The sequence below is a fragment of the Fictibacillus sp. 5RED26 genome, from assembly GCF_015903895.1.
Classification (GTDB): Bacteria; Bacillota; Bacilli; order Bacillales; family Fictibacillaceae; genus Fictibacillus; species Fictibacillus phosphorivorans.
Map to the genome: position 1 here is coordinate 63,051 of NZ_JACZDU010000001.1, position 14,756 is coordinate 77,806.

Sequence of the window (14,756 nt, forward strand, 5' to 3'; positions counted from 1 at the left end):
TTTAAAAGAGAGTCGATGTCATCCTGATATCGGCTCTCTTCTGTGAATAGAATTACTCATTCATCTCAATTGCAGCTCTGATGCCTGACTCCACAGCTCCTTCAACCCAGCCGTGCTTGAGTGTAGTATGTTCGCCGGCAAAGTGCAGTCTTCCCTCCGGAGCTTTAATCGCTTCAAACAATTCTAATTCCTGGTATGGCTTAAACATTGTAAAGCATCCACCTGCATTTGGATCTGTGGACCAATCGTGGCTAAATCCTGTAACAAAATGCTGATAGATGGAGTCACCATGAAACTGAGCAATATATTTTAATGTTTCTTTAATCTTCATTTCGTTGGATGAGCTTCTCCAAGGGAACGTATCATCTTCCCACGTATAACTTCCGATCACGACACCTGAAGGGATGTCTTCTCTGATACGGCTCGGATAATGAGTGAAGCGCGATGCCAGGTCCGTGACGGTTTTCCCTCCAGATAGACCGTTCTTTTCCCAGAAACGATGTTTGAATTCAATTCCGATCTTAATCGAGGGCACATAATGAAGCTCCCGAATAGCTTTCCTTTTAAGATAGGAGAGAGAATTATATGGTTCGAATTCAACAAAATTAAGTACCGAGAACGGAAGTGTAAGTAATACCTTGTCAGCTTCAAAAGAAAAACGATGTAAGGTTTGCGGACTTTCTGTATACAGTTTAACGGATGATTCTGTCTGCACTAGTCTTGTTAACTTTTGACCAAAATAGATGTGGTGCCGTAAATCTCTAAGAAAAGCACGAGGTAGCTGGTCGTAACCACCTGTAACTTCAAAGTATTTAAGAGGAGGTTTTTTGAAAATGATTAAGATATCTCGAAGCATCTCTAAAAGTGAGAGCTCGGGAAGACCTTCTAGTGATAGAAGCACTTTAATCATATCAATCGCTCCAGCAGATAATGATCTTCCGTAAGGGTTGTTGCGCAAATAATTATCAAGTGAGTATGATTGAAAATTTTGAATGATGATCGGCCAGTTTTTATCAGGATCACGATCAATAAAATCTGCTATCGGCTGTACAGCATAAGCGATAAGCTCTTCAGCAGTTTTTCCTTTTTCATTTTCTAAGACAGGAAAACCTAAGATATCAGGATTTTTCTCATAAGCATCATAAGTGGTTCGAATGCCATTGACCAAAAGAAGGTCATGAGGATTGCTGTTAACAAATTCATTAATGGCAAGGTTGTATTTCTTGATATATGCCAAAACAAGCCTATGCATCTCAGGGATACGCATAGCACCTGCTTCAAAATAGTTACCGTGGGTAAAAGGTGATCTGACTGTGTAAATACGCCCACCAACTCTGTGGGTAGATTCTAGAAGGATGATCTCGTGTCCAGCGTTCTTTAAAAGTGTGGCTGCAACAAGTCCAGCCATTCCTGCACCGACGACAATCATCCTCTTTGGAGAGCTTGTCATGGGTAAACCGTTCTGTATAATATCCAGCATTCCCTCAACTGTTAAACGGTTCGAATTCATCACAAATCCCCCTAAATGAACGTTCATTCCTTTTAACAATGTATTAAAAATTATTAAAGAATATTATTTTGTAATTAAAACTAAAAACGACAGCCAATGATGGCTGCCATTTCTCTAAATTTATACTAGTTCTTCTGTCTGAACTAAAACATCCTCTTTATTCGGATAAGTCTTCTCAATATGCTGCTCACCCCAAGCGCATAGTGAATCTAATATTCCTTTTAACGACCAACCGTAGTCAGTAAGAGAATATTCAACTCGTGGAGGAACCTGATTGTATACTTCTCGGAGGATAACTCCATCATCTTCAAGTTCTCTAAGCTGCTGTGTGAGCATCTTTTGTGTAATTCCTGGCATTAACCGCTTCAACTCACCGGTTCTTCTTTTATCTTTAATAAGATGGCAGAGGATGACGACTTTCCACTTTCCACCGATCACTTCAAGTGCAGCTTCTACAGGTATATTGTATTTTTTCATCCCAAAATCACCTCTATATCGTAATTGTTACTTTTAAGTACCTACATTACTTTAAAGTGCGTACTTACTTTTAGTTTGCGTATATTTCATAATAACATCAAGTCAACCGAATGACTAGTTCATTCACCAACTAAAATCAATGGAGGGATTTATAGATGAATTCAACAGCCGTTCAAACGGAAAGCGGGTCGAAGTCAAAAGGTGGTTTTCCGGCATTATTAGCATTAGCCATTTCGGCATTTGGTATTGGTACAACTGAGTTTGTACCTGTAGGACTTTTATCTTCATTAGCATCTGATCTAAACATATCAATCACATTAGCAGGTTTACTCATATCAGGATATGCGATGGGTGTTGCATTTGGAGCACCGGTCCTTACAGCGTTAACGAATAAAATGAACAGAAAGTCGTTGTTACTTCTGTTAATGGTCGTTTTTATCGCAGGTAACATGGTTGCAGCAGTTTCAACAAGTTTTACGCTGCTTCTGATCGCGCGATTCATCACAGCATTTTCTCACGGTGTATTCTTTTCTATAGGTGCAACAATCGCTGCGGATCTAGTTCCCGAACATAAACGTGCAAGTGCGATCGCATTCATGTTTACGGGGCTTACTGTTGCAACCGTAACAGGGGTTCCGCTTGGAACATTTATCGGACAAACCTTCGGATGGAGAGCTACGTTTTGGGCAGTTGCACTCTTAGGTGTTGTTGCCATCATCGCTAGTGCCATCTTAGTTCCGAAGAATTTGAAAGAAGCACCACCATCAAGTTTAAAAGATCAACTCAAGATTATTAAAAACGGTCGATTATTATTAGCATTTGCGATCACAGCTCTTGGTTACGGTGGAACGTTTGTAGCATTTACGTATTTAGCACCGATCTTAGAAGATGTAACAGGCTACGCTCCTAAAGCGGTCACCTGGATTTTGTTAGGCTACGGTATTGCTGTTGCGATTGGGAATACAGTAGGAGGCAAAGCGGCAGATAAAAATCCGATCAAAGCTTTGTTTTGGATGTTCGTTATTCAAGCTGTTATTTTAGTGATCTTAACATTTACAGCACCTTTTAAAGTAGCTGGAACGATTACTATCTTCTTATTAGGACTTTTAGCGTTTATGAATGTTCCGGGTCTACAAGTTTATGTTGTGAAACTTGCTGAAAGATATGTACCTTCTGCAGTAAATGTTGCGTCAGCTATTAATATCGCCGCATTTAATTTAGGTATCGCTATTGGTGCATTTGTTGGAGGGCTCATTGTCGATTCCATCGGCATCATTCATACACCTTGGATCGGCGGAGTAATGGTGTTTGGTGCAGTTCTCTTAACGGCATGGAGCGCGTCACTTGAAAAAAGAACAATTTAAGAGTGAAAAAGAAGGCAGCTACTTTGGTTGCCTTCTTTTTTTAAGCAGTTTTTTTATTTTTCACTTTAGCTATTATGACTACAAGTAAAAGGGGCAAGAACCCAAAGAAAAATGTTACAGTGGTCTGCAAAAAGGATCCAGATTCTCCTAGTTCAATTTCGTTTTTGTACATCGTAAGAGAGAGTAAGAGCACAACCGCTGAGATTATATAAATAAAATGTGTAGCTTTTACTTTAAATAGAGTGGAGAGAGCTTGATCAAGTATGAACAACAATAAAGAGATCTTCATGTATGTTCCTAGAATTAGTGCGATGCCAAAGATCGCTTCTACACGCTCAACAATCTCTCCAATGCTAATCAGCTGAGCCAGAACATGAAGCGGGAATTTCTTAAGAAATACTAAAGGTCCGAGCCCCATTAATGAACAGAGAATTGTTAATGTGAGTACGATTCCATTTATGAACAAACCTAAATAAAGCCATTTATTAATGGACTGCCCGGGCTTTTGCTTTACCAAGTATATAATCATAGCGAAGAATAATACATCCATGTAAGGAAATCCAAAACCGACATAAACACCATGTAATATCGGCTTAAAGCCTTGTGGAGCTAAAGGAAGCAGATTAGTGATCTCATACGTGTTGTAGGGCAGGATTAACATGATGATAAAGATGAAAAACAGAATATACATCAATAGGTGAAACATGCGACCCATTACTTCAATTCCAGCTTTTGCAGTTAGACTGGAAGTGATTAAGATGAGTAGATGAAAGATGAAGAGCGGTGTTTCTCTCATCATCGAGGTTGTAAAATATTGTCCCATTCCATATACAATGTTTGCTGTGATATACAACATGACTAAGAACAGAGGGATGATGAGTAGATAGGTCATCACGTTTCCGAGTGTTAGGCGAACTTGGTTCACATAACATTGATCAGGATATTCGTTGTGAAGAGTTAATACGAGATATAAGATGACAAAACCAACTAAGTTAGCAAGAAGCATGGCGATCCAAGCACTGTTTTGAGCAGCAGCTAGCATCGGCCCTTGGATATTGATAAGGGCTGAACCCGTCATATACACTTGAAATAACACTGCCATTTGCCAATAACTAATTTTTCCTGTGTGCATAAAGGGACTCCTTATGATTTTACTTGCAGCCATGAAGTGATAACTTCAGCAATAGGACCAAGTATTAACTGAAATCCTTCATCTAAGTTAGGAAGGTTCCGCCCGGAAAGATAAGAGTAGAGCATGTACCCTGCCGGAATAGACATCATTAAATAGATTTTTTTTGACTTTTTATCTTGTTTCAACGTTTGATAGTCGAAGTATAATAATACGACTAAGCTTCCTAAAATGAGTTTTTCAATCATAGTGATTCCTCATCATCCTATTGTTTTTTATGAAAAGGTTTGCTTATATCAGTTCCTGTGTTTAGGATGTTAACTTCCGATTTAACATGAAATACGGCGTCTTTGTAATAAGGTATCTTTTCTTTTTTTATTCTCTGCCATTCTTTCGGATTACTGCGATAGATATGGTTTCCTAATCCGATAATATCTATATTCTTTTTTTGTGAGTGCTTTAATAATGTCATTAAGTTACTGTTCAATTGTTTTTCTAACTTTGCATGAAGAACTTCTAGTTGTTGTTTTGTTTCAATGTTTGTACATTCTAATTCACCTATACTAGCTTGAAGCTTTGGTCTAAGTGAGTAATGTATAACATCGTTTTTTATCGCAAAAGATGTGTTTGTATGTGATTCTGTGATTTCAAATGACTCCTGCAGCTTACTCCCTTTACAAGGAATACCAATGATTCCATACTGAAAATTATTAAGAGCGAGCATGAGCGATTTTGTGTCTTTGTTTGTAATAGTCGTCTTCAGCTTCCCACCTAGAAAGATAGAAAGCCCATCTACAAAAATACTGTTCTCTTTTTCTTTTTCCTTTCTTAGATAGGGAGCATACACCGTATCCACCTCGCTATGTAGCTGTTTTCCAATTGTAAATAAATTAGCGGGATAGGTTTTCGCACTAAATTTGCTCCCTGTTTTAGTGACTTCGTTTAATTGTTCACTCACCGTATTTTCTACATGTGGTTTTTCTTTTAAATAGTCTGCCGCAACTCCTTCAGTTACTGCAACACCTGTTAAGAGTCTCGGTTCATGATCACGGTAAAAGAAATCTAAAACAGAACCGAGATAATATTTTTTGGCGACTTTCTCACTAATCACAATAAAACGAACATGCCCCCAGTTTGCTTTTCTTCCCAAATGAATGGTCACATCTCTTATAGCATCAAAAACGGATTTTGCTTCCGTTTCAAGGTTAAAGTATGATTCACCGCCACCACCAGCAGAAGCGATCTTAGGAGCAGGCTTATAAAATTGTGTGGTGAGTTTAATGGTTCCATCTTTCTTTTGGTCGACAGCTAGCGATTGAACGAAAACATACTCGGTAAGCTCGGCATGATCCCAGCAACCAGATAAAAAAAGGAGGGAGGAGGCAACGATGTATTTAATTAGCTTTTGCATAGTAATCCCTCCCTTTATAAGATATTGGCGTTATAAACCTTTTCCAGTACTTCGGTGCTTTAATAATTTTTTCAATGACAAACGAAAGAATCCGTCTTTTAGTAGTGACGTACTGTTAAGAGTGAACGTACCAAGATAAGGTTCCTTCAGAACGTGTAATTTAGACAGGTGCAGGAAGATAAGAATAAATCCAAGAAACAGACCGAAGCCTCCCATAATAGCTGCTAGAAACATTAATGGTATTCGCAACAAACGTGCAGCAAAGCCAAAATCATAATAAGGGATAGAAAAGGATGCGATTCCCGTCAATCCAATAACAACAATCATGATCGGTGAGGCGAGTCCAGCGTTAATGGAAGCTTCTCCGATAATTAGTGCTCCAACGATACTCACAGTTGATCCAATAGGTTTAGGTAGCCGGACCCCTGCTTCTTGTAAGAGTTCGAAAAAAAACAGCATGATTAAAGCTTCTATGATTGCAGGAAAGGGTATCCCTTCTCGTGTATCTAAGAGAGCGATCAATAAAACGGTCGGTATTAATTCAGAATGAAAAGTAGTCAAAGCGATATAGATACTAGGTAAAGCCAGGCTCAAAATAAAGCCAATAAATCGTACCAACCTGATGATGGATGAAAAAACAGATCGTTGATAATAATCGGAAGCAGATTGGAAAAATTCATTAAACAATCCAGGACAGATAACGATCGTTCCTGTTCCTTCCATTAGAATTATAATCTTGCCTTCTAATAACGAGGCTGAAGCAACATCTGGTCTTTCGGTAAATCGATATTGAGGGAAGGGAGTAACGGACGATTCCTCAATTAATTCAGCGATATAGGATGTTTCTAAAATTTCTTCGTTTTTAATTTTGTTGATTCTTAATTCAAACTCTTCAAGCATTTCCTTTTTAACAGTTCCATCTAAATAGCCATAAACAAATTTCGTATTAGACTTGCCATCCGTTTGTTTAAAAATAAATTTAAGATTGGGTGTCTTTACTCGAGAGCGAATCAAACCAAGGTTCTTTTGCAGGTTTTCGATCGTACCTTCTCGAGGGCCAACAACAACTACCTCGTTCTGTGGTTCTGCAACACTTCTTTTTTCTACAGAAGATGCATCAAAGCTTAGAGCTAAATCCCATTTATCAAAAATCAAAACAATATGGCCATTGACGATATTGGCATTTAATTCATTGTAGTTTTTTAGTAACATAACAGGTCTTGATGAGACGCCCTTGTTCTCAAAAAAGACCTTTATCTGTTGAACCGAAACATCAAGTGAAAGGGCTGCCTCAAAATCGGGCATATCCTTAAGTACCTGGTGAAGCAGGTTGGACTTTTCTTCTTGGACGAGAGAGTCACAATGTACAACAAGAGCTTCTTGTTTGTAATCTGAACCAAATTGAAAGTGCCTGATCTTAATATCATCACAGTTCTTATAAAGATTACGCATATATTCATCATTTGCTTGAAGATCTTTGTTAATAGGAACTTCTACTTTGGTTGTATCCATGATTGCTAACACCTGCCTTATCCTATAATGTTTGATGAAGGATAAGAATCTATACATTATTTACCATGAAAGACATGAAGGGTGGATGAAAGCTGTGGATTTCCTTTTCAGATGAGGGAAGATTATAGAAACGTGCGAAATAAAAAAGCTACCAGATAAACAAGGTAGCTTTTACATATTGAACGAGAGAGTCATGATTAAATCTTTTCCTGAGTTTCCACTTTGGCATTTTGATCAATTTCTAAACTTGTTTTATATTCAATTCTTTTTATATTACAGCCGGGACCGATTTCTATCGTGTTTCCGCGTACTACTTCAGCGTGTGTGTGTTCAAGATATAAGTAGTCGCCTTCGATCACTTCTGCCGTTAGTTGATCCGTGTGGTTGCTCATAAAAAATTTAATCAGCTTTTTAAAGCCAGATGCATCCCGGGTCTTTTTAACTGTGATGTTCTCGCCGCCAATTTCTTTAGCTTCACAATGACGTAGCAGTTCTACGTCGATCGTCCCTGCATTTAAGAGACCATCTATCTTAAAATTGCCGCGTGCTTCAAAAGATTCAGCTTCACAATCTCCCTTTATTTTAATTTGTCCTTTTACGTCTACTTCGTCGCTTGATACATTTCCTTGTACAGAGGCAGAGCCGCGAACGATGATTTCTTTTCCTTTTACATCCCCCTTAATAGAAGAGGAGCCTTGAACCTTTAATTCGTCGCAAAGAAGGTGACCATCGATGTCTGTGCTACCGTTAATCGTCATTTCCTTCACTTCTACATCGCCTTCGAAATGGGTTGATCCATTGATTTTGGCCGTATCAGTAGTAATGTTTCCCTCTAAATGTGCACTTCCGTTGCATTTAAACTCTTCACATATGAGATCGCCATATATATGTGCACTTCCGTTAACCTTTACTTGATGAAACTCGCCACCAGAAGAAGTTCCTGATCCGGAAATACTAATATTCTTTAACTGAGTTCGTTCCATTGCTATTCCTCCTCCAATTATTAAGAAAGCTTAAGTTTTAGTTCTTCCATGCACTGACTCAGTTTATAGTGAGCGATTTTCTTTGCTTGAGGCTCTAATAGAAGGTTGGCCGGTTCTGGTGTGAGGATAAAAAATGAAACGCCCATTTTTCTAATAAAGATTAATTCACTTTCGCTGTTCTTTGTGCTCTGTGCATGTTCATCAAAAAGCTTCAACAGGTCTACGCCTTCTGTTCGATTTACATCGCCCGTTTGCAGCAATGAATTCAATACATATAAAGTTAATAACTGATTAAATGAAAACGAATGAGTAGGACCATGAAAGTTGTTATACATCTCTACTGCTGTATGAGAAACAATGTTACGTTTGGTGAGCTCTTCTGCTGATAATGAAGTGAGTGTCGGGGAAGGAGAGAACATATCAGCAAGTTCATCGAGTGATAAATCATCTTTTAAAGTTTTAATTTTTTCAATGCGCAGCAATATATCATCTTTAGGAAAGAATGTTTCTTGGCCTGTAAAGGTAGATTTTCGAATGAACCAGTTTTCAGGAATCAAGTTCTTTCTTTTCCATCTGTATAGCTGGCCGTAAGATATATTTGCTTCTTCTAATAGATCTTTCTTTGAGATTAGATTTTCCATGATTAACCTCCTTATTAGTAATGTAACATAACACTGTTACGCTACGCAATAAAATTTAAAAGTATACAAAGGAAAGTGCACGAAGATTTTTGAATAATAGTAGGTAGAAGGTGGAGGGGTTCAATGGAAAATTGGTTTGGTGCAGGAGCTTCTGGTTTTAGGATGTTCCAATGGGAGCATGTGCTTTTATTAATGTTAATCCTTTTTGTGAGTATGGGTATGTACCGCTATCGGATACGTATGAGGAAGATGCAATTATGGAAGAAAGTCTTGATCACAGGGCTTGTAGTCTCAGAAAGTTCATATCACATATGGGCCGTTCATAATGACTTATGGGACCTTCATATTTTCCTTCCTTTGCAGCTATGTAGTTTTAACATTCTGTTGTCCGTGTTGTTACTCTTAACGGATAATCGGAGACTTTTTGCTTTTGTCTACCTTTTTGGTTTAACAGGTGCCATACAAGGATTACTTACACCAGAGTTATTTCAAGAGCCTTGGCATTTTCGATTCATCCAATATTTTATGGCTCATGCTTTTATTGTTTGGACAGCTCTATACTATGCGATTGTAAGATCTTATACCATTAGCTGGCATCTTCTTTTTCAGTCATTCTTATGGCTGAACATTTATGCTATAGGTGTCTATGTTGTAGATGTGACTATTGATGCAAACTATATGTTCTTGCTAGAGAAACCAACGAATGCTTCGCTTCTAGATTACTTAGGACCGTATCCGTGGTATATCCTTTCACTAGAACTAGTCGCTTTCTGTTTATGTCTGCTTGTTTTTATTCCGGTTAAAGAAAAGCTAAATCACACGAAAGAGGACCATCCACCGTTTGAGGTGTAGGGTCCTTTTTTTGTACCTTTTGTGACAAAATCATGCAAAGGAAGAAAGAAATGGTATTTATTGTATAATGGAAGTGAGGAGGGATTTTATGATTGAAACCATGAACAGGCCGATCAGGTGGATACCTTATCTATTTCTTAGCTTATTGGTCATTGGCAGCAATGTACTTCTTTATCAGACAACTTATTTCCAACCCATACCTACTTCTGTGCTCATTGGCTCTATGTTTGATTTTCTTCTCGTTATTCCTCTACTTACCTATTACTTTATTATTCGTAAAAGATACTCATGGAAGCTGACACTGCTTGTCGCATTAGTGAGTTATGCTTTCGCTTCATTTATCATTCCAGATGATCTGTTGAAATCTGTATCATTTATTCCGAAAGCTCTACTTCTTTTAGAAGCGGGTTTTATCTCTATTGAGCTTTATTTACTATTTATCGTGTGCAGAAAGTTACCTAAAGTAAAGAAGTCGTACCGTGACTTAGCTGTTGATCTACCGTTTTTATTGAAAATCAAACACGCTGTAAATCTTCATTTCGCACAAAGTCGCTTGATCGATTCTCTCGTCAGTGAAGTTACGATGTTCTATTATGCTTTCTTTTCCTGGCGAAAAGCACCTGTGATGACTGGACAAACATTTACTCTCCATAAGAATACAAGTTATGTAGCTCTCCAGCTCATGTTGATCCATGCGCTTATCATCGAATCAGTCGGTCTTCATTATTTCTTCAGTCAATGGAACCATACAGTCTCTTTGATTTTATTATTTATAAACATCTACTCTATTCTTTTTCTCATCGGTCAGATGCAAGCTGTAAAAAAAGTCCCTTTGATCGTTACAAATCAATCGTTGATACTGAATATAGGATTTATTAAAAGCCTTGATCTGCCGTTTAAATACATCCAAGAATGGAAAACGTATGAAGGACCAGATGAGTTGAGTGCAGCAGAAATGAAGTATACGTTTGAAGCCCGAGTAAGTGATTTTATTCCGGAAAAACCGAATATTGAGTTGCTGTTGAAAAAACCTGTAAGGTCAGATATCATATATGGATTTAAGAAGAACGTGACAAGGGTAGTTATTAAAGTAGATAACCCCGCTGAATTAATGAGGCTTATTGAAAAGAGAATGGCTGATGAAGAATGTAACTTAGAAGATTAACAGTCTTTTTTTAGCAAATGTTCAATTTCACCTTGTTAAATGGAAATGCTATTGTTAAGATTTCAGAAGGTTACAGAAAAATCCTTTCGACAGGTGAAAATATATGTTTAAAAATACAGCAACTTCACAACAAAAAAAATCATTTCTTACTTCCGTTCAGCTAATCGTCATCTTTTATTTATTGTCCGTTTTAGTAGCGACTATTCTTTTAAGCTTGCCGGTCGGTCATAACGAAGGAGTAGAGTTGAAATTTATCGATGCCCTGTTTACCGCCGTGAGTGCAGTTAGTGTAACAGGTCTAACTTCTGTTAATATCTCAGAAACGTTTAATCAAGTTGGAGTCGTCCTTCTTGCCATCATCGTGCAGATTGGTGGGATCGGCGTTATGACGCTCGGTACAGCCATTTGGCTTTTAATCGGTAAACGTATTGGGATGAGAGAGCGTCAATTGATTATGACAGACCAGAATCAATCTACACTTGCTGGGCTTGTTCAGTTGATGAAGCAAATACTAACACTCATTATTGGAATTGAAATCGTAGGAACAGTATTGTTCTTTATCTTGTTTCAGCCTTATTATGATACAGAAATAGAAGTGCTCTATCACGCATTCTTCGCAGCAGTTACAGCAACAACGAATGCAGGTTTTGATATAACGGGAAGTTCATTGATCCCGTTTCGTCATGATTATCTTGTTCAGATCGTTACGATGTTTTTGATTACATCCGGTGCTATTGGATTTCCTGTATTAGTAGAGATCAATAACTTTATTAAAGAGCGTAAGTATTTAGAGCGTTATACGTTCACTCTTTTTACGAAAGTTACAACAACTACATTTGCGTTATTAGTTATTACAGGAGCCATAGGGATTTATGTACTAGAGATGAATGCATTCTTCGAAGGTAAGTCTTGGCATGAAACAATCTTTTATTCGTTGTTTCAGTCTGTTACCACACGAAGTGGAGGCCTATCCACGATGGACGTCTCGGAATTCACAGTACCAACACTTCTCTTCTTAGGAGTGATGATGTTTATTGGTGCTTCTCCAAGCTCAGTAGGTGGGGGGATTCGTACGACGACTTTTGCTGTAGCATTATTAGCAATCCTCTTTTATGCGAAGGGTAGAAACACGATAAAAATCTTTAAGCGTGAGATATACCCTGAAGATATACACAAGTCGTTTATTGTTATTATCGTTGCGATGGTGCTCTGTACGACATCCACTATTATCTTAGCGATTACTGACCCTATGCCGATCGAGTACTTATTCTTTGAGGTATGTTCAGCTTTCGGAACTACAGGGCTTTCCACTGGAATTACAGGTCAGTTGAGCTCAACAGGTAAAGTGATCTTAATGCTTCTGATGTTTATTGGAAGAATTGGCGTACTTTCATTCTTGTTCATTATCCGAGGAAAAGTGGTTACAGAGCACATTCATTACCCGAAAGAAAAATTAATTATTGGCCAATAAAAGTGATCACGTTTGAATTCACGCTGCTGTTTACTTATAATGAACATAAGTAAATAAGTCCTTCGGGGTCGGGTGAAATTCCCAACCGGCGGTGATGAGGCTTCAGCCTCTCAGTCCGTGACCCGGTTTTGCATGTAGCAGAAACGGTGGATTCGGTGCAATTCCGAAGCCGACAGTATAGTCTGGATGGGAGAAGGAACGTGAACACTTTTAGAATACCTGTGTTTGAAATAGGTATATTTAAAGGTTTATTTCGTTATATTCTTAACATTTAAAACCCCGGAAGCAATCTGTTTCCGGGGTTATTTGTATTAAGAAAAAAAGGACTCCTGCTTATGCATATTTACGATGATACTTACGTCATACGAGGGGAGGGAAAGCTTTTTGTTTACAGGCATTATCGAAGAAAAAGGTACGATAAAATCAATTTCTAAAGGCAACGAAACGATTGTTCTTACTGTTACAGCCCAAGAAGTATTAAAAGATGTAAACCTTGGAGACAGTATCGCAGTTAACGGTGTTTGTCTAACCGTAACTTCTTTTAGTAAAAGAGAGTTCACGGTAGATGTTATGCCAGAGACGTTTCGTTCATCCACATTGAGATTGTTAAACAACCGTGATTTGGTCAATCTTGAACGAGCGATGGCTGCAGGTGGCCGGTTCGGTGGACATTTTGTTTCCGGGCATGTGGATGGGACAGGAACAATCATTGAAAAGCGTCCAGAGAGAAATGCCATCTATTATACGATTGTGTTACCTGACCATCTGATGCGTTATTTTATGTTGAAAGGCTCTGTATGTGTAGATGGAACGAGTCTCACTATTTTTGAAGTGACCGAAAGTACAATTACTGTTTCATTGATTCCTCATACAGCAGAACACACGATCTTAGGGTCGAAAGGAACGGGTGACATCGTGAATATCGAATGCGACATGCTCGCAAAGTATGTACACAATATGTTGTCGCCGAAAGAAGAAACTACACAAAAGTCAAAGCTGTCTCTTGATTTCTTACAAGAGCACGGATTTTAGGAGGAGAGTTCATGTTTCACTCCATAGAAGAAGCAGTGGCAGATCTTAAAGAAGGAAAAATTGTGATCGTAGTAGATGACGAAGATCGTGAAAACGAGGGTGACTTTGTAGCACTCGCAGAAGGTATAACTCCTGAAACCATTAATTTTATGGTGACACATGGCAGAGGTTTAGTGTGTACACCGATCTCAGAAGAAATTGCGTTAAAGCTTGATCTTTCACCGATGGTAGTAGCCAACACAGATTCGCATGGCACGGCTTTTACGATAAGCGTCGATCATATTTCAACAACAACAGGTATTTCGGCTCAAGAGAGAGCGTCTACAGTACGTGAGCTTGTGAATGCAGATTCCCTACCTTCTGATTTCAAACGACCTGGTCATATTTTTCCGTTGATCGGAAAAAACGGTGGTGTGTTGCGAAGAGCAGGCCATACGGAAGCAGCCATCGATCTTGCACAAATGGCAGGCAGCAAATCGGCTGGTGTTATCTGTGAAATTATGAAAGAAGACGGAACGATGGCTCGTGTTCCTGAACTAGTCGAGCTTGCGAAACAACATAATATGAAGCTGATCACGATCAAAGACCTCATTACGTACCGAAACAAAACTGAGCAGATGGTAAAGCGTGAAGTAGAGATTAATCTGCCTACAGAGTTTGGAGATTTTAAAGCGATCGGTTTTTCGAATGTATTAGATGAGAAAGAACATGTTGCACTCGTTAAAGGTGAGGTTGCAACCGGAGAACCAGTTTTAGTCCGCGTTCATTCGGAGTGCTTAACAGGTGATGTATTTGGTTCAGCTCGTTGTGATTGTGGTTCACAGCTTCACGCAGCTCTTTCACAGATAGAAAAAGAAGGCCGTGGCGTTTTGCTGTACATGAGACAAGAAGGACGCGGCATCGGACTCATCAATAAGATGAAAGCTTATAAACTTCAAGAAGAGGGTCTTGATACGGTTGAGGCAAATGAGCAGCTCGGGTTCGCGCCAGATCTGCGTGATTATGGCATAGGAGCTCAAATTTTAAAGGACCTTGGTATCAGTAAGATGAAACTGCTGACGAACAATCCAAGAAAGATTGCTGGCTTAAAAGGGTATGACTTAGAAGTGACCGATCGTGTGGCGCTTCAGATGCCTCATAACAAGAACAACGAAGATTATCTAAAAACAAAAAAGAGCAAATTGGGGCATATGCTTCATTTTTAAATCA

The 14,756-nt window shown here is 38.7% G+C and carries 14 protein-coding genes and 1 riboswitch; of the genes, 6 read left to right on the forward strand and 8 right to left on the reverse strand.

All coding sequences use genetic code 11. The features are described from left to right. Positions 1-52 precede the first annotated feature (52 nt). Entirely contained in the window at positions 53-1,510 is a 1,458-nt protein-coding gene (locus IHV10_RS00400) for a flavin monoamine oxidase family protein (protein WP_197126826.1), read from the reverse strand. Between the two features lie 120 nt (positions 1,511-1,630). Then, entirely contained in the window at positions 1,631-1,987 is a 357-nt protein-coding gene (locus IHV10_RS00405) for a winged helix-turn-helix transcriptional regulator (RefSeq protein ID WP_191754703.1), read from the reverse strand. 155 nt (positions 1,988-2,142) lie between these two features. Here IHV10_RS00405 and IHV10_RS00410 point away from each other — a divergent pair, with 155 nt between their 5' ends. Beyond that, complete coding sequence (locus tag IHV10_RS00410) at positions 2,143-3,351, forward strand: MFS transporter (protein ID WP_197126827.1); 1,209 nt, start codon at positions 2,143-2,145, stop codon at positions 3,349-3,351. A 40-nt stretch (positions 3,352-3,391) separates the two neighbouring features. On the opposite strand, the gene IHV10_RS00415 is transcribed toward IHV10_RS00410, so the two are convergent. The 6 genes from IHV10_RS00415 to IHV10_RS00440 all read right to left on the reverse strand — a co-directional run bounded on the left by IHV10_RS00415 (position 3,392) and on the right by IHV10_RS00440 (position 9,027). Next, positions 3,392-4,483 (reverse strand): GerAB/ArcD/ProY family transporter, encoded by a 1,092-nt coding sequence (locus IHV10_RS00415; protein WP_197126828.1) that lies wholly within the window; start codon positions 4,481-4,483, stop codon positions 3,392-3,394. A gap of 11 nt (positions 4,484-4,494) precedes the next feature. Next, positions 4,495-4,728: a hypothetical protein gene (locus tag IHV10_RS00420; RefSeq protein WP_197126829.1), complete on the reverse strand. Its 234-nt coding sequence runs from the start codon at positions 4,726-4,728 to the stop codon at positions 4,495-4,497. Positions 4,729-4,745: 17 nt separating this feature from the next. Then, positions 4,746-5,891, reverse strand: coding sequence for a Ger(x)C family spore germination protein (locus IHV10_RS00425; protein WP_197126830.1), 1,146 nt, complete (start codon positions 5,889-5,891; stop codon positions 4,746-4,748). A gap of 30 nt (positions 5,892-5,921) precedes the next feature. Continuing rightward, positions 5,922-7,403 carry a spore germination protein gene (locus IHV10_RS00430; RefSeq protein ID WP_197126831.1) on the reverse strand — a complete coding sequence of 494 codons (1,482 nt, stop codon included), beginning with the start codon at positions 7,401-7,403 and terminating at the stop codon, positions 5,922-5,924. Between the two features lie 197 nt (positions 7,404-7,600). Continuing rightward, complete coding sequence (locus IHV10_RS00435; RefSeq protein ID WP_197126832.1) at positions 7,601-8,386, reverse strand: polymer-forming cytoskeletal protein; 786 nt, start codon at positions 8,384-8,386, stop codon at positions 7,601-7,603. Between the two features lie 20 nt (positions 8,387-8,406). Further along, positions 8,407-9,027 (reverse strand): YhbD family protein, encoded by a 621-nt coding sequence (locus tag IHV10_RS00440; RefSeq protein ID WP_231618089.1) that lies wholly within the window; start codon positions 9,025-9,027, stop codon positions 8,407-8,409. A 123-nt stretch (positions 9,028-9,150) separates the two neighbouring features. Between IHV10_RS00440 and IHV10_RS00445 the strand changes: the two genes are divergently transcribed. The 5 genes from IHV10_RS00445 (at position 9,151) to IHV10_RS00465 (ending at position 14,752) form a co-directional block, all read left to right on the forward strand. Beyond that, positions 9,151-9,879, forward strand: a complete 729-nt coding sequence (locus tag IHV10_RS00445; RefSeq protein WP_197126833.1) for a TIGR02206 family membrane protein — start codon at positions 9,151-9,153, stop codon at positions 9,877-9,879. A gap of 88 nt (positions 9,880-9,967) precedes the next feature. Further along, the gene (locus IHV10_RS00450; protein WP_197126834.1) at positions 9,968-11,044 is read left to right on the forward strand and encodes a hypothetical protein; all 1,077 of its coding nucleotides are present in this window, start codon (positions 9,968-9,970) and stop codon (positions 11,042-11,044) included. Positions 11,045-11,147: 103 nt separating this feature from the next. Beyond that, a complete protein-coding gene (locus tag IHV10_RS00455; protein ID WP_197126835.1) occupies positions 11,148-12,515 on the forward strand; it encodes a TrkH family potassium uptake protein in 1,368 nt (455 codons plus the stop codon). Between the two features lie 54 nt (positions 12,516-12,569). Continuing rightward, a riboswitch (FMN riboswitch) is annotated at positions 12,570-12,717 on the forward strand. 182 nt (positions 12,718-12,899) lie between these two features. Further along, the gene (gene ribE, locus IHV10_RS00460) at positions 12,900-13,547 is read left to right on the forward strand and encodes a riboflavin synthase (protein ID WP_197126836.1); all 648 of its coding nucleotides are present in this window, start codon (positions 12,900-12,902) and stop codon (positions 13,545-13,547) included. Between the two features lie 11 nt (positions 13,548-13,558). Next, on the forward strand, positions 13,559-14,752 hold the full coding sequence (locus IHV10_RS00465; protein ID WP_197126837.1) for a bifunctional 3,4-dihydroxy-2-butanone-4-phosphate synthase/GTP cyclohydrolase II: 1,194 nt from the start codon (positions 13,559-13,561) through the stop codon (positions 14,750-14,752). The last annotated feature ends 4 nt before the right edge of the window (positions 14,753-14,756 follow it).